Origin of the sequence: Streptomyces sp. PKU-EA00015 (assembly GCF_013387495.1) — a bacterium.
GTDB lineage: Bacteria > Actinomycetota > Actinomycetes > Streptomycetales > Streptomycetaceae > Streptomyces.
Genome location: NZ_JABZEE010000035.1, coordinates 57,555 through 73,012 on the forward strand (window position 1 = coordinate 57,555; position 15,458 = coordinate 73,012).

At 71.5% G+C, this 15,458-nt stretch carries 14 protein-coding genes; 5 read left to right on the forward strand and 9 right to left on the reverse strand.

What is annotated here, in order from left to right:
- Positions 1–62: 62 nt before the first annotated feature.
- The 3 genes from HW130_RS21760 to HW130_RS21770 are packed head-to-tail and all read left to right on the forward strand — an operon-like array spanning position 63 to position 1,967.
- Positions 63–626: a hypothetical protein gene (locus tag HW130_RS21760; protein ID WP_218183825.1), complete on the forward strand. Its 564-nt coding sequence runs from the start codon at positions 63–65 to the stop codon at positions 624–626.
- The gene (locus HW130_RS21765; protein WP_177151346.1) at positions 623–1,054 is read left to right on the forward strand and encodes a DUF4439 domain-containing protein; all 432 of its coding nucleotides are present in this window, start codon (positions 623–625) and stop codon (positions 1,052–1,054) included. Before HW130_RS21760 ends, HW130_RS21765 begins: the two co-directional genes overlap by 4 nt.
- A gap of 43 nt (positions 1,055–1,097) precedes the next feature.
- Positions 1,098–1,967 (forward strand): aminoglycoside phosphotransferase family protein, encoded by an 870-nt coding sequence (locus HW130_RS21770; protein ID WP_177151347.1) that lies wholly within the window; start codon positions 1,098–1,100, stop codon positions 1,965–1,967.
- 505 nt (positions 1,968–2,472) lie between these two features.
- Here the strand turns inward: HW130_RS21770 and HW130_RS21775 are convergent.
- The 9 genes from HW130_RS21775 to HW130_RS21815 all read right to left on the reverse strand — a co-directional run bounded on the left by HW130_RS21775 (position 2,473) and on the right by HW130_RS21815 (position 13,649).
- Positions 2,473–4,167: a proline--tRNA ligase gene (locus tag HW130_RS21775; RefSeq protein ID WP_177151348.1), complete on the reverse strand. Its 1,695-nt coding sequence runs from the start codon at positions 4,165–4,167 to the stop codon at positions 2,473–2,475.
- Positions 4,168–4,232: 65 nt separating this feature from the next.
- Positions 4,233–4,781 (reverse strand): GNAT family N-acetyltransferase, encoded by a 549-nt coding sequence (locus tag HW130_RS21780; protein WP_177151349.1) that lies wholly within the window; start codon positions 4,779–4,781, stop codon positions 4,233–4,235.
- A 29-nt stretch (positions 4,782–4,810) separates the two neighbouring features.
- Positions 4,811–5,656 carry a GNAT family N-acetyltransferase gene (locus HW130_RS21785; protein WP_177151350.1) on the reverse strand — a complete coding sequence of 282 codons (846 nt, stop codon included), beginning with the start codon at positions 5,654–5,656 and terminating at the stop codon, positions 4,811–4,813.
- Positions 5,657–5,826: 170 nt separating this feature from the next.
- Positions 5,827–6,984, reverse strand: a complete 1,158-nt coding sequence (gene ispG, locus HW130_RS21790; RefSeq protein ID WP_177151351.1) for a flavodoxin-dependent (E)-4-hydroxy-3-methylbut-2-enyl-diphosphate synthase — start codon at positions 6,982–6,984, stop codon at positions 5,827–5,829.
- 174 nt (positions 6,985–7,158) lie between these two features.
- Positions 7,159–8,457 carry an RIP metalloprotease gene (locus HW130_RS21795; RefSeq protein ID WP_177151352.1) on the reverse strand — a complete coding sequence of 433 codons (1,299 nt, stop codon included), beginning with the start codon at positions 8,455–8,457 and terminating at the stop codon, positions 7,159–7,161.
- Positions 8,454–9,725 (reverse strand): 1-deoxy-D-xylulose-5-phosphate reductoisomerase, encoded by a 1,272-nt coding sequence (dxr, locus tag HW130_RS21800; RefSeq protein WP_177151353.1) that lies wholly within the window; start codon positions 9,723–9,725, stop codon positions 8,454–8,456. The genes HW130_RS21795 and dxr overlap by 4 nt, the downstream gene beginning before the upstream one ends.
- A gap of 70 nt (positions 9,726–9,795) precedes the next feature.
- Positions 9,796–10,575, reverse strand: coding sequence for a hypothetical protein (locus HW130_RS21805; protein WP_177151354.1), 780 nt, complete (start codon positions 10,573–10,575; stop codon positions 9,796–9,798).
- A gap of 134 nt (positions 10,576–10,709) precedes the next feature.
- Positions 10,710–12,644, reverse strand: coding sequence for an acyl-CoA dehydrogenase family protein (locus tag HW130_RS21810; RefSeq protein ID WP_177151355.1), 1,935 nt, complete (start codon positions 12,642–12,644; stop codon positions 10,710–10,712).
- Positions 12,645–13,229: 585 nt separating this feature from the next.
- The gene (locus HW130_RS21815; protein WP_177151356.1) at positions 13,230–13,649 is read right to left on the reverse strand and encodes a MarR family winged helix-turn-helix transcriptional regulator; all 420 of its coding nucleotides are present in this window, start codon (positions 13,647–13,649) and stop codon (positions 13,230–13,232) included.
- 129 nt (positions 13,650–13,778) lie between these two features.
- Here HW130_RS21815 and HW130_RS21820 point away from each other — a divergent pair, with 129 nt between their 5' ends.
- Positions 13,779–14,762 (forward strand): aldo/keto reductase, encoded by a 984-nt coding sequence (locus HW130_RS21820; protein WP_177151357.1) that lies wholly within the window; start codon positions 13,779–13,781, stop codon positions 14,760–14,762.
- Between the two features lie 336 nt (positions 14,763–15,098).
- The gene (locus tag HW130_RS21825) at positions 15,099–15,362 is read left to right on the forward strand and encodes a GlsB/YeaQ/YmgE family stress response membrane protein (RefSeq protein WP_177151358.1); all 264 of its coding nucleotides are present in this window, start codon (positions 15,099–15,101) and stop codon (positions 15,360–15,362) included.
- Positions 15,363–15,458: the final 96 nt, after the last annotated feature.

Sequence of the window (15,458 nt, forward strand, 5' to 3'; positions counted from 1 at the left end):
CCGGTCCCGGAGGGTGTTGCCGTCCACGGGCGCCGGACCCACGGGTACGCTCGCCTGCGGCGATGATCACCGAGAAGGCCGAGGAGACAGGCGTGGGGCGCACCGGGACGACGCGGCGACGTGCGCTGCTGGCGACGGGTGCGGCCGCCGCCGCGATGGTGACCGCCTGTTCGGGCGATGCCGCCCAGGAGCGGCCTTCCCGCCCCCGGGCCGCCGATCCGGCACGGGCCGAGAAGGCCCTGCGCCGGCGGCTCGCGGCCCGGAGCCAGGCGCTGCTGGACGAATACGACGCCGTGATCGCCCGCCATCCCGCGCTCGCCGGGCGGCTGACGCCGCTGCGCGCGGACGTGGCCGTGCATGTGGCGGCCCTCGCCGGCGGGAAGCCGGCGCCCGCCGCGCCGGTGTCGCCGTCGCCCTCGGGGAGCGGGTCCGTCGTGGCCGGCGGGCCGGCCACGGACGATCCCGCCACCGCCCTCAAGTCGCTCGCCGCGGCCGAGCGGCGCACGTCCGACGCGCACACGGCGTCGCTGACGGACGCGGAACCGGAGCTGGCCCGGCTGCTGGCCTCGGTCGCCGCCGCCGGAGCGGCCCATGCGTACTTGCTGACGAAGGGGGACGCGCGATGAGCACGGTGGACGCCGTACAGGCCGCGCTCGCGGCGGAGCACGCGGCGGTCTACGGATACGGGGTCGTCGGCGGCCGCATCGACGACGACCGCGCCCACGAGGCCGCCGCCGCCCATGCGGCGCACCGGGCCCGCCGGGACGCGCTCACGCGCACGGCACGCGACCTCGGCGCGGAACCGGTCGTCGCCGCGGCCGCCTACACCCTGCCCTTCGCCGTGCCGGACTCCGCGGCGGCGGTCCGGCTCGCGGCCGAACTGGAGGAGCGGGTCGCGGGCGTGTGCTCCGACCTCGTGCGGGCGGCGGACGGACCGCTGCGGCTGGAGGCCGCGGCGGCACTGCGCGAGGCGGCGGTCCGTGCCGTGCGCTGGCGCGGCAGCGGCGTAGCCTTTCCTGGGCTCGCCGAGCGGGCCGCCGGCCGAAGCGGCTGACCTCACCTGCAATCGGCTGAACCGGAAAGGGAACGCACCACGTATGGCTCTCGAACCGCCGCAGCGGCTGGTCCGGGCACTCGGGGAGAACGACGAGTGGCTCGGGCGCCTGCACCGGACCGCCCGGGAGGCGGTGGACCGGCGGAAGCTGGACGTCGAACGGGTGGTGGTGCCGGGCGGCCGGAGCGGTCTCGTCCTTCTCGTGCGCCGTTCCGACGGCACGCCCGCCGCGCTGAAGCTGGCCCCGCCCGCCGCCGCGCCGGCACTGGAGCGGGCGGCGCTGGCGCACTGGAACGGGTGGGGAGCGGTGCGCCTGCTGGACGAGGAGGGGCACGGCCTGCTCATGGAGCGGCTGCAGCCCGATGTCTCCCTGCGGTCCCTGCCCGAGGCGAAGGCGCTGCTGGAGGCTGCCGGAACGGTTCGGCGGCTGTGGGTCGAGCCACCCGCGGGACACGGTTTCGAGACGGTGGCCGAGCGCACGGAGCGGCAGGCGGAGGCGATGCGGGCGCGCGCGGCCGACGATCCGCTGGTCGCGGCGGCGCTCGCGGTGCGTGAGGAACTGGCGGCGTCGGCGCCCGAACTCCTGCTGCTCCACGGCAACTTCCGCCAGGGCAAGGTGCTGGCGGGTGACCGGGCGCCGTGGCTCGCGGTGGGGCCGGAGCCGGTGGTCGGCGAACGCGCCTACGACCTGGCGCGCCTCGTCCGCGACCGCGTCGAAGACCTGGTGGCCGCGGCCGCGGGCGCGTCGTCGGCCCGTCGCCGGGTGAACAGGCTGGCGGACTCGCTGGAGGTGGACCGAGACCGGCTGCGGGGCTGGACGCTGTTCCGCGCGGTCGAGTCGGGCACCCGCGCGGTGGCATCGGGCCGCAGGGCGGAGGGCGAGCTGGCGCTGGAGTTCGCGAGCTGGCTGTAGCGGCGGCTTCCCCCTCCCCGCCCTTCCCCGCAACCGGGGCTCCGCCCCGGCCCCGTCACCGCGTTTGGCGCGGTGTCCTCGGGAGCTCCCGGACGGGCTGATGTCTCGCGCGGCGAAATCCGGCCTCGTCGGCGATCGAGGCGGGGGCCGGGGCGAACCCAAAGGGGACGCCGGGGCACATCGAGCCCCGCCCGCGTCAGAGGCGCGGAGCTTGGGACGCAGCCCGGACGGGCGCGCTGCGTCGCACGGAGCCCGACCGCGACAGAGACGCGAGGCTTGCGGCGCAACCCGAACGGGCGCGCCGCGCACAAGACGCCCCGCCGCCAATCGAGGCACGGGGCCCGCGCAGCCCTAACGGGCGCGCTGCGTCGCAGGGCCCCCACCGACGGCAGATGCGCAGGCTCACGGCGGCCCAACCGACGCGCCGCGCACAAGACGCCCCGCCGACGATCGAAGCGCGGGGCTCGCGGGGGAGAGCCCGGGGGCAGGGCCCCCGGGACACGCGTCACGCCCGCAGGCGTGCCACCGCTTCCGCGACCGGGAGTTCCTCGCGCTCGCCCGTGCGGCGGTCCTTCAGTTCCACCACGCCCTCGCCGGCACGGCGGCCCGCCACGAGGATCTTCGGGACGCCGATCAGCTCCGCGTCCGTGAACTTCACGCCCGGCGACACGCCCGCCCGGTCGTCGACCAGCACGCGCAGGCCGGCATCGCCCAGCTGCTGCGCGACGTCCAGGGCCAGCTCCGTCTGCAGTGCCTTGCCGGCCGCGACGACGTGCACGTCGGCGGGCGCGATCTCGCGGGGCCAGCACAGGCCCTGCTCGTCGGCCGTCTGCTCGGCGAGGGCCGCCACCGCGCGCGAGACGCCGATGCCGTACGAGCCCATGGTCACGCGGACCGGCTTGCCGTTCTGGCCGAGCACGTCGAGCTGGAAGGCGTCGGCGTACTTGCGGCCCAGCTGGAAGATGTGACCGATCTCGATCGCGCGGTCCAGCTTCAGGCCGGTGGAGCACTTCGGGCAGGGGTCGCCCTCCTCGACCACGACGACGTCCAGGTACTCGTCGACCTCGAAGTCACGGCCGGCGACGACGTTCTTCGCGTGGAAGCCGTGCTTGTTCGCCCCGGTGATCCAGGCGGTGCCGGGCGCGACGCGCGGGTCGGCGATGTAGCGGACCTTCTCCAGGCCCTGCGGGCCGACGTAGCCGCGGACCAGGTCCGGGCGGCCCACGAAGTCGTCGGCGGTGACCAGCTCGACGGTCGCGGGCGCCAGGTGGTCGCCGAGCTTGCCGAGGTCGACCTCGCGGTCGCCGGGGACGCCGACCGCGACGATCTCGCCGTCGACCTTGACGAGGAGGTTCTTGAGGGTGGCCGACGCCGGGACGCCCAGGTACTCGGCGAGGGTCTCGATCGTCGGGGTGTCGGGGGTGTCCAGCTCCTCGACCGGGCCGTGCTCCGAACCGTCGGCGGGCGCCGGCACGAAAGTGACCGCCTCGGTGTTGGCGGCGTAGTCGCAGGACGGGCAGTAGACGAAGGTGTCCTCACCGGCCGCGGCGGGTGCGAGGAACTCCTCGGACGCCGAGCCGCCCATCGCTCCCGAGACCGCGGAGACGATCTTGTGCTGCAGGCCGAGCCGCTCGAAGATCTTCACGTACGCCTCGCGGTGCAGGGCGTAGGACTCGGCGAGGCCCTCGTCGGAGGTGTCGAAGGAGTACGAGTCCTTCATCAGGAACTCGCGGCCGCGCAGGATGCCGGAGCGGGGACGCGCCTCGTCGCGGTACTTCGTCTGGATCTGGTAGAGGATCACCGGCAGGTCCTTGTAGGACGTGCACTGGTCCTTGACCAGCTGGGTGAAGATCTCCTCGTGGGTGGGGCCGAGGAGGTAGTCGGCGCCCTTGCGGTCCTTGAGGCGGAACAGCTCGGCGCCGTACTCCTCCCAGCGGCCCGTCGCCTCGTACGGCTCCTTGGGCAGCACGGCCGGGAGCAGGACCTCCTGGGCGCCGATGGCGTCCATCTCCTCGCGCACGACGCGGGCGACGTTCTCCAGGACGCGCTTGCCGAGGGGCAGCCAGGACCAGATGCCCGCGGCGTTGCGGCGGACGTAACCGGCACGGACGAGGAGCTTGTGGCTGAGCGTCTCGGCGTCCGCCGGGTCGTCGCGCAGTGTCTTGACCATCAGACGGGACATGCGCTGGACCTGGGCCATGGTGAACTCCTGCTCGGAACGTGTGGTGTGCAGGAGGTTAGCCGGGCGGCACCGGCAGGCGGAAATCAGTTGCCGCGCAGCAGCGGCAGCGGGGCGCCCATCACCACGTACGGACTGGGCGCGCTCGGGAACAGGACGCGCTCGGCGAGGTCCCGGTAGCCGAGCCTGCGATAGAGGCGGCGGGCGGGGCTCTCGGTGTCGATGGCGGACAGGATGGAGCGCGGCTGGTCGGCTCCGTCCGTCAGGGTGGTGATCAGCGCGCGGCCGATCCCACGGGCCTGGAAGCCCGGGTGGACGTGCAGTTCGGTGATGACGAAGGCGTCGTCGAGCCAGTCCTCGCTGCCGTTGCGGCGCAGGTACGGCTCGACGACGGTGGACCACCAGTGGCCGCGGTCGTTCGGCATGCCGTAGACGAAGCCGACGAGCCGGTCGTCCCCGGTGGTGGCGCCGAGGGCGCGCGCGCCCGGGCTGGTCAGGTGCCGCAGCACGATGTAGCGGCGGATGTCGATCTCTTCGTCGCTGAGCCCGAAGGCCAGTGCCTGGACGGCGAGTGCCTCGTCGACCCGTGCCGCCAGGTCGAGCGGGCCGATGACGACGCCGGGATCTGCTGCCATGGCCGCACCCTACTGGCCGCGCACGCCGTTCAGAACAGCACGCTCATGAAGGCGCCGACCTCGCGGAAGCCGACCCTGCGGTAGGCCGCCCGGGCGGCGGTGTTGTAGTCGTTGACGTACAGGCTCACGATCGGCGAGACATCCGCGAGGGCGTAGCGCAGGACGGCCGCCATGCCCGTCTCGGACAGTCCGCGGCCGCGGTACTCGGGCGCGACCCAGACGCCCTGGATCTGGCAGGCCTTGGCGGTCGCGGCGCCGATCTCGGCCTTGAAGACGACCTTGCCGTCCTCGATGCGCGCGAAAGCCCGTCCCGTGCCGACGAGTTCGGCGACGCGGGCCTGGTAGAGCAGGCCGCCGTCACCGGCGAGCGGGGAGACGCCGACCTCCTCGGTGAACATCGCCACGCACGCCGGCATGATCACGTCCATCTCGTCCTTGCGGATACGGCGGACGTACGGGTCGGGCTCGATGTCGTCGGGGATCGTCTCGGTGACCATCAGCGGCTGATGGGCGCGTACGTCCCTGGCGGGGCCCCAGCTCGGTTCGAGCAGGCGCCACAGCGCGGCGGTCGGTTCGGCGGGGCCCACGATGGACGAGCAGCGGCGTCCGGTCCTGCGGGCCCGGTCGGCGAAGGCGCGCACTGCTTCGGGCGTGGCGCAGACCGGGACGAGGTTGGCGCCGGAGTAGCACAGGGAGCGCAGCTGCCCGTCCGCGTACCAGCCCCACATCTCGCCGCCGAGGCGCCAGGGATCGAGACCGGCTACCTGGACCCGGGCAGTGACGAAAGCATTCGTCACGGGATCGCTCTCGAGGATGGCGAGCGCTGCGCCGAGTTCGCCGGGGTCGAGGACCCGGGTGGTGGTCTGCGTCAACACAAGGGCCTCACCATGCGGTTTGCTGATCCTGGCACTGTACCTGCCGCTTCGGCGTCGTGTCCGGTTCGGGGAAACGGACCGGCCTGCGCGGGCGGGTTCCGGGGACGGGCCAGGACGGCGCGAGGCCCCGCGTCCCGGTAGGGGGCGGGGCCTTCGGACGCGTGGACGCGTCAGCCGGCGACGGAGATCTGGGGCTCGCCGGAGGCGACGCCGTCCTTCTCCATCTGCTCGGCGATCTTCATCGCCTCGTCGATCAGCGTCTCGACGATCTTCGACTCGGGCACGGTCTTGATGACCTCGCCCTTGACGAAGATCTGGCCCTTGCCGTTGCCGGAGGCAACACCGAGGTCGGCCTCACGGGCCTCGCCGGGACCGTTCACCACGCAGCCCATGACGGCGACGCGCAGGGGGACCTCCATGCCCTCGAGGCCCGCCGAGACCTCGTCCGCCAGCTTGTAGACGTCGACCTGGGCGCGGCCGCAGGACGGGCAGGAGACGATCTCCAGGCGGCGCTGGCGCAGGTTCAGCGACTCCAGGATCTGGATGCCGACCTTGACCTCCTCCGCCGGCGGGGCGGAGAGCGAGACGCGGATGGTGTCGCCGATGCCCTCCGACAGCAGCGCGCCGAACGCGACCGCGGACTTGATCGTGCCCTGGAAGGCGGGGCCGGCCTCGGTGACGCCGAGGTGCAGCGGGTAGTCGCACTGGGCGGCGAGCTGGCGGTAGGCGTTGACCATCACGACCGGGTCGTTGTGCTTGACCGAGATCTTGATGTCGCGGAAACCGTGCTCCTCGAAGAGCGACGCCTCCCACAGGGCGGACTCGACGAGCGCCTCGGGGGTCGCCTTGCCGTACTTCTCCAGCAGGCGGCGGTCCAGCGAGCCCGCGTTGACGCCGATGCGGATGGGGGTGCCCGTCTCCCTCGCCGCCTTCGCGATCTCCCTGACCTTGTCGTCGAACTGCTTGATGTTGCCCGGGTTGACCCGCACCGCCGCGCAGCCGGCGTCGATCGCCGCGAAGACGTACTTCGGCTGGAAGTGGATGTCGGCGATGACCGGAATCTGCGACTTCCTGGCGATGGTCGCGAGGGCGTCCGCGTCGTCCTGCGTGGGGCACGCGACCCGGACGATCTGGCAGCCCGACGCCGTCAGCTCGGCGATCTGCTGCAGCGTCGCGCCGATGTCGGAGGTCCGGGTCGTCGTCATGGACTGCACCGACACGGGTGCGTCGCCGCCGACCGCGACGGAACCGACCTGGATCTTCCGGCTGACCCTCCGGTCGGCGAGCTTCGTCGGAACGGACGGAATTCCGAGAGAAATTGCAGTCATCTGCTGTGCAACCCCAAGGTATGGATCGAGGTCCCGAGATCGGCGGGCTCCAGCACCCGAGATTACGGCACTGGCGTTCGGCCGGGCACATCCGCCGCCCGGAGTCCACCCAAAGGGGACGGCCGGACACGCAGGGTGTCCGGCCGCCGCGGGGATGTCCCCTCACCTTTTCCGTCAGCTGATCCTCACCGGGTTGACGATGTCGGCGACCAGCACGAGCAGGGTGAAGCAGATGAAGATTCCGGCCACCACATAGGCGACGGGCATCAGCTTCGCCACGTCGAACGGCCCCGGATCCGGGCGCCGGAACAGCTTGGCGATCCCCCGCCGCACGGACTCCCACAGGGCGCCCGCGATGTGTCCGCCGTCGAGTGGCAGCAGCGGCAGCATGTTGAACAGGAACAGCGAGAGGTTGAAGCCGGCGAGCAGCATCAGGAACGTGGCGACGATGTTGGTCGTCGGCATGTCGAGATTGAGGACCTCGCCGCTGAGCCGGGCCGCGCCGACCACGCCCACCGGGGAGTCGTCCTTGCGCTCTCCGTCGCCGAAGGCCGCGTCCCACAGGTCCGGGACCTTGGAGGGCAGGGCGATGATCGACTCGGCGCCGTTCTCGATCATGCCGCCCATGCGGTCGACGGACTCACCGAACGACAGCGGCAGGATCTCGGTCCTCGCGGCGAAGCCGAGGTAGCCCGCGGGCTCGTAACCGGAGACGACCTCGCCGTCCTCGTCCTTCTTGACCACCATGTTCTCGATGAGCGTCGCCTGGAGCACCTGCTCCCGGCCGTCGCGCTCCACGGTGATCTCGGCCGGGCCGATCGTGTCGCGGATGCGCGCGGAGAGCGTGGGCCAGTCGTCGATGCGCTCTCCGTCGAAGGCGACGATCCTGTCGCCCTCCTTGAGCCCCGCGAGCGCGGCGGGCGAGTCGGGGTCGCCTTTGGCGCACGTGTCGCGCTTCTCGCTCTGCTCGATGACGCACTTCTGGACGCCCGCCACCTCGGTGGTCTGCGTCGGCGTGCCGAAGGTCATCATCACGCCGACGAAGATCGCCACCGCGAGCACGAGGTTCATGAACGGCCCCGCGAACATCACGATGACGCGCTTCCACGGCTTGCGCGTGTAGAACAGCCGTGTCTCGTCGCCGGGTTGCAGCTCCTCGTACGCGGCGGAGCGGGCGTCCTCGATCATCCCGCGCCACGGGGACGTGGAGCGGGCCTCGATCCGGCCGTCGTCCCCGGGCGGGAACATCCCGATCATGCGGATGTAGCCGCCCATCGGGATGGCCTTGATGCCGTACTCGGTCTCCCCCTTGTGCCGCGAGAACAGGGTCGGGCCGAAGCCGACCATGTACTGCGGCACCCGGATGCCGAACAGCTTCGCCGTCGACAGATGGCCCAGCTCGTGCCACGCGATGGAGATCAGCAGCCCCACGCCGAACAGCACTATGCCGAGAACCGTCAACACCATCGTCATGCGCGAGCCTCCGCAGGCCGTTCTTCGCCGCTGTATGTGTAGGTCGCCGCCGTCTCACGGGCCCTCGCCCGGGCCCAGGCGTCCGCTTCGAGGACGTCCGTCACGGTGAGCGAGGTTCCCGCCGCGGGTGTCCCGTGCTCGGCGACCACATGGGTGACCGTATCCATGATGGCGTTGAACGGCAGCCGCCCGGCGAGGAACGCCTCGACGCACTCCTCGTTCGCCGCATTGAACACCGCCGGGGCCGTGCCGCCCAGCTCCCCCACGTGCCGGGCGAGTCCCACGGACGGGAACGCCTCGTTGTCGAGAGGGAAGAACTCCCACGTCGAAGCCGTGGACCAGTCGAACGCGGGCGCCGCGTCGGGGACGCGCTCGGGCCAGCCGAGGCCGATCGCGATCGGGCCGCGCATGTCCGGCGGGGTGGCCTGGGCGAGCGTCGAGCCGTCGGTGAACTCCACCATCGAGTGGACGTACGACTGAGGGTGGACGACGACCTCGATGCGGTCGAAGGGGATGTCGTAGAGGAGGTGGGCCTCGATGACCTCGAGGCCCTTGTTGACGAGCGTCGCGCTGTTGACCGTGATCACCGGGCCCATGGCCCAGGTGGGGTGCGCGAGGGCGTCCTCGGGCCTGACGTCCGCGAGCTCCGCCTTCGTGCGGCCCCGGAACGGGCCGCCGGACGCGGTGACCACGAGCTTGCGCACGTCGGCGCGGGTACCGCAGGCCAGCGCCTGGAACAGCGCTGCGTGCTCCGAGTCGACCGGGATGATCTGGCCCGGCTTGGCGACCGCCTTGACGAGGGGCCCGCCGACGATGAGCGACTCCTTGTTGGCCAGTGCGAGCGTGCGGCCGGCCTCGAGGGCGGCGAGCGTGGGCGCCAGACCGATGGAGCCCGTGATGCCGTTGAGCACCGTGTGGCACGGCGAGGCGGCGAGTTCCGTGGCCGCGTCCGGGCCGGCCAGGATCGTCGGCAGGGGCTCGGTGCCGTACTGGGCCGCCAGCGCCTCGCGCAGCGCGGGAACGACGTCCTCGCGGGCCACGGCGACGGTCTCGACGCGCAGCCGGTGCGCCTGCTCGGCGAGCAGACCGACCCGTCCGCCGGCGGCGGACAGCGCGGTGACGCGGAAACGGTCGGGGTTGCGCAGGACCAGGTCGATGGCCTGCGTGCCGATGGACCCGGTCGAGCCGAGGACGACGATCTCCCGGCGCCCCTGAGAGGCGTCGAAGATCAGATGCGGGTCGGCGAGGGGTGATGGGCTGTCGCTCATCCCCCCATTGTGGCCGTTCGGCCCGTGTGCCCGGACAGGGCGTCCCCGTGCGGCTCCTCGCCGGGTGGAACTACGCGCCGCCTCCGTGGGCGGCCGAGAACTTCTTCCACTGGGCGTCGATGATCTCCCGGGGCACGGCCCCGATGTCCTTGGTGCCGAGGAAGTCGGCGCGGAAGGAGAGCGTGACCGCACCGGAGCGGACGACGGTCAGGTACTCGTACAGCTTCAGCTCGCCCTTCACGTCGAGGACGGTGAAGCGGAACGCCTCGGCCTCGTCGCCGATGGCGGGCGCCTCGACGGGTTCGACCTTCAGCACCCGGGCCCGCGCGATGGCCCGCACCTCGGTGTAGCCGCCGGCGCAGGCGTCGCCCGCGGCCGAGAGGTCCTTCATCACGGCGGCGGCACCGTCCCCCGCGTAGGAGCGCAGCTGCACCAGGACGCCGATGCCGGCCACCTCGTCCGCGACGTCGACCTCGCGGTGGACCTCGGCGGCCGGGTCGTGCGCGGTCGCGCCCGCGGCGAGGCTGACGAGAGGCCCGCACCGGGCCGGATCGGCGGTGTAGTCCTCGCCGAGCGGGGCCCCGTCGGTCTCGCGCGCGGTGTACGGGCCGATCCGCTCGCCGTCCGCGAAGGCGACGGCCTTCAGGGCGGCCTCGGTGGGCACGCCGTCGCCGGCGGGCTGTGCGGAGGCGGACCGGCCGGCGCCGTTCCTGTCCGACGTGTCCGAGCCGCCGTCACCGCCGCCGCACGCGGCCGTGACGGCCATCACCCCGGCCAGCGCGAGGCCACGGAGCCGCGGCAGCCCGCGGGTGTACCGGTAGCCGCCGTTGACGTGTCCCGCCCCGAACATCCGTGCCCCGTTCCCCTGTTGACCGTGACCGAAGGTCGATTGTGGGTCACCGGGGCACCGCGCGCCACCTTCCCGCGCCCTGCGCGGGCGGACGCGGGTGCGGCCGGTGACGTCCGGCCGCACCCCGGTACCGCTCAGCGGATCGGACGGTGCACGTTCTCCCGCCGGGAGGGGCCGGGAGTGGCGTCCGCGATCCAGGGGCCGTCGTCGCTCGCGTCGATGACGCCCTCCTCCAGCCAGGTGTACGTGCCGGCCAGGACGCCCTTGACCACCGTGCGGTCCAGGTCGTCGGTGTTGTTCCAGAGCCGGCCGAAGAGCTCCTCGACGCGGATGCGGGACTGCCGGCAGAAGGCGTCGGCGAGCTGGTACGCCTCGCGGCCGTGGTCGCCGGTGGTCCGCAGCAGCTCCGCCCGTACGCAGGCGGCGCTCATCGCGAACAGTTCGGCGCCGATGTCGACGATGCGGCCGAGGAAGCCCTGCTTGGTCTCCATCCGGCCCTGCCACCGGGACATGGCGTAGAACGTGGACCGGGCGAGCTTGCGCGCGGCCCGTTCGACGTAGCGCAGATGGGCCGACAGGTCCGCGTGGCCGCGCGGGTGGAACTCGGCGTACGAGCGCGGCAGCTGGCCCGGACCCGCGACCAGCTTGGGCAGCCAGCGGGCGTAGAAGGCGGTGGCGTGCGCCCCGGCCCTGGCCTTGTCGCCGAGGGACTTGTCGGGGTCGATGATGTCGCCGGCGACCGCGAGGTGGGCGTCGACCGCCTCGCGGGCGATCAGCAGGTGCATGATCTCCGTCGATCCCTCGAAGATGCGGTTGATGCGCAGGTCGCGCAGCAACTGCTCGGCGGGGACGGCCCGTTCGCCGCGGGCGGCGAGGGAGTCGGCGGTCTCGAAGCCGCGGCCGCCGCGGATCTGGACCAGTTCGTCCGCCATCAGCCAGGCCATCTCGGAGCCGTACAGCTTGGCGAGGGCGGCCTCGATGCGGATGTCGTTGCGGTTCTCGTCCGCCATCTGGCTGGACAGGTCGAGGACGGCTTCGAGGGCGAAGGTGGTCGCGGCGATGAAGGAGATCTTGGCGCCGACGGCCTCGTGGTGGGCGACCGGCTTGCCCCACTGCTCGCGGACGGCGGTCCACTCGCGGGCGATCTTCAGGCACCACTTGCCCGCGCCCGCGCACATCGCGGGCAGGGAGAGCCGGCCGGTGTTGAGGGTGGTCAGGGCGATCTTGAGGCCGGAGCCCTCGGGGCCGATACGGTTCGCCGCCGGGACGCGTACCTGGTGGAAGCGGGTGACGCCGTTCTCGAGGCCGCGCAGGCCCATGAAGGCGTTGCGGTTCTCGACGGTGATGCCGGGCGAGCTCGACTCGACGACGAACGCGGTGATGCCGCCCTTGTGTCCCTCGCTCCTCGGCACCCGTGCCATGACGACGAGGAGGTCGGCCACGACGCCGTTGGTCGTCCAGAGCTTGACCCCGTCGAGGATGTAGTCGTCCCCGTCGGGGACGGCGGTGGTGGCCAGGCGCGCCGGGTCGGAACCGACGTCCGGCTCGGTGAGCAGGAACGCGGAGATGTCGGTGCGGGCCAGCCGCGGCAGGAAGGTGTCCTTCTGCTCCTGCGTGCCGAAAAGTTTCAGCGGCTGGGGTACGCCGATCGACTGATGGGCGGAGAGCAGCGCGCCGATCGCCGGGCTCGCCGAGCCGGTCAGGGCCAGAGCCTTGTTGTAGTACACCTGGGTGAGTCCGAGGCCGCCGTACTTGGTGTCGATCTTCATCCCGAGGGCGCCGAGCTCCTTGAGACCGTCGATCACCGCGTCGGGGATCCTGGCGTCGCGCTCGATCTGCGCGCCGTCGACCTTCGTCTCGCAGAAGTCGCGGAGCTTGGCGAGGAACTCCTCGCCGCGCTGCGCGTCCTCCGTGGACGGCAGGGGATGGGGATGGATGAGGTCCAGCCGGAAGCGGCCGAGGAACAGCTCCTTGGCGAAGCTGGGCTTCCGCCAGTCCTGCTCGCGCGCCGCCTCGGCGACCTGGCGGGCTTCACGCTCGGAGACTTTGGGCTTGGTCGGTGCGGACATGAAGGAAGTCACCTCGCCGCGGTGTGGTGGAGTCCTGGAATCACTCGAATCCGTGGGGAACTACCGGTCGGTGCTACTTGTGAGTCTCTACCCGATCCGGCCGACTCTCACCAGACTTCGCGCGCCCTGTGGCCGGGCTTGGCGCTTATACAGCACCCCGGCCCGCTCAGCCGGGCGGGAAGTGACCAGGCCGGTCGCGTGGGCGAGGACCACGGCCCGGAGGACGCCGCTCCGGGGGCGGTCCGCCGGGTCCGCGCTGCCGTGAGGGATGCGGCGAGGGACGCCCGTACAGGGGCAGTTGCCGAATCTCCCCGCATGCCTGGCCGTCCGCATTCCCGGGGGAAACGGGCGGCCGGGAACCCAGCACGCGCTGGACGAGGTACTGGGCGTGCTCGTCCATGATCTTCGCGCCGTTCACTACGGGGTCGGCTTCCCGAGCCAGAAGGCCCTGGTGTCAACAGGCCGACGCCCAGGGCGACCCTGGACACGCCGCGCAAGCAGGGCACACGGTGAAGCGGATCTTCGATCGGCTGGGAGCTCCGGGACTGGAAGCGTGCCTGATGGGGTGCGCTGCCGACCCGATCTCTACTCCTCGGTCATCAGCTGCAGCAGGTCGCGCAGGTCGCGGCGCTGGTCTTCGTTGAGTGCGGCGAGCGGGTCGCTGGCGAAGCGCAGGCGGCTGCGCAGATCCTGGGCCGCTGCCTTCCCGGCGTCTGTGGTGGCGAGAAGCTTGATTCGCCGGTCGTTGGGTTCGGGCCGGCGTTCGACCAGGCCCCGGTTCTGCAGGCGGTCCACGATGCCGGTGAGGTTGGACGGTTCAGCTCCCAGTCGTTCGGCGACGCGACGCATGGGCAGAGGGGCCTCATCCAGGGCGATCAGTGCCTTCACCTGCTGAGGGGTGAGGCCGTGGTGAGCCGCGGCGGCCTCGTACTCGCGGGTGTAGCGGTCGGTGACCTTCGCGAAAAGGCGGATCACCTCGGAGGTCAGGGGGTCGTCTGCCGTCATCGCTCCAGACTACGAAAAGTTATTCGGCCCGACAAAGGTTGACTACCATAATTATGAAGCATAACTTTATGGGTGTGCGGCTCCGCCTGCACATCCACCTCCCTCCGTCACAACAAGGAGCCACCCCTCATGAAGCAGCGCACCCTGGGCATCGACGGACCGTCGGTCTCCGCCGTCGGACTCGGCCTGATGGGCATGTCCGAGTTCTACGGAGCCACCGACGACACCCAGTCCATCGCCACCATCCACCGCGCCCTCGACCTGGGCGTGAACCTTCTGGACACCGCCGACGTCTACGGCGCCGGACACAACGAAACCCTGCTGGGCCGTGCCCTCGCGGGCCGACGGCGGGAGGAAGCTGTCGTGGCCACCAAGTTCGGCTCCCGCCTGCACGAGGGCACCTTCACCGTCGACTCCACCCCGCAGTACGCCAAGAAGGCCGTCGATGCCTCCCTCACCCGGCTGGGCCTGGACCACATCGACCTCTACTACCTCCACCGGCGTGATCCCGCCGTTCCGATCGAAGACACCGTCGGCGCCCTGGCCGAACTCGTCGCGGCAGGCAAGATCCGCCACATCGGGCTCTCCGAGGTGAACGCCGACACCCTGCGCCGGGCACACGCCGTTCACCCCATCACTGCACTCCAGAGCGAATACTCCTTGTGGGAACGCGGCCTGGAGACCGAGACACTCCCGACCACCCGCGAGCTCGGGATCACCCTTGTCCCCTATTCACCGGTCGGCCGCGGCTTCCTGTCCGGCGCGATCAAGGACACCGCTTCACTCGCCGCAGACGACTACCGCCGCTTCGATCCCCGCTTCCAGGGCGACAACCTGCGCCGCAACCTGCATCTGGCCGACCAGGTCCGCACCTTCGCGGCAGAGGCCGGCCTCACGCCGACGCAGCTGGCCCTCGCCTGGCTCCTCCACCAGGGCGACGACATCGTCCCCATTCCCGGGACCAAGCGCATCAGCTACCTGGAAGAGAACAGCGCGGCCGCCGACGCCCGTCTCGACGCCGACCACCTCGCCGCCCTGGACGCAGCTCTCCCTCCCGGCGCCGCCGCCGGGCCGCGCTACCCCGATCAGCTCATGGACCGCGTCAACAACTGACTCCAGCCCTCCGGTCCGTCGGCTGTGCCCGCCACCCCCAGCCCTCAGTGGGGTCGGTTGGCCCGGGAGTGAGACTCCCCGGGCCAACCGCCACCCTGTTGGACGCGCCAGGGGCTCGTCAGCCAGGTCGACGGCGTACCACCGTCTGCCCTTCTCCCCGCATCCTTGGCCCCTCGTGTTCCTATCTCCCGCCCGCCCGGCTGGCGCCTTCCCCTTCACCGCAGCCGCATCCCTCAGCGGGCTGAACAGGATGCCGATGCGCTGCCGAGCGGTTTGAAGTCCGGCAGGCGGGCAGACGGATTTATGCAGGATTTATGCGTAGAGAAGGGGCGCGCCATGGGCATCATCGGCTGGATTCTGCTGGGGCTGTTCGCCGGCATCATCGCGAAGTTCCTGATGCCGGGCCGCGACCCCGGTGGCTGTATCGTCACGCCACTCATCGGCATCGCTGGGGGGCTTCTGGGCGGATGGCTCGGCAAGGTTATTTTCGGAGTCGAATCCATTGACGGCTTCTTCGAGCTCTCTACGTGGATCGCCGCCATTGTCGGCTCCCTCATCCTCCTGGGCGTCTACAGGCTTGTAGTCCGCGCCAAGGATTGAGTAAACGGAGGTCGTGGGCGGCCGGACTGCGGGGTGCGGCGCGGCGGTGGTCTTTGGTCTCGGCGTGGGAGCAGTGGGCCGAGCGGGCCGAGGTCG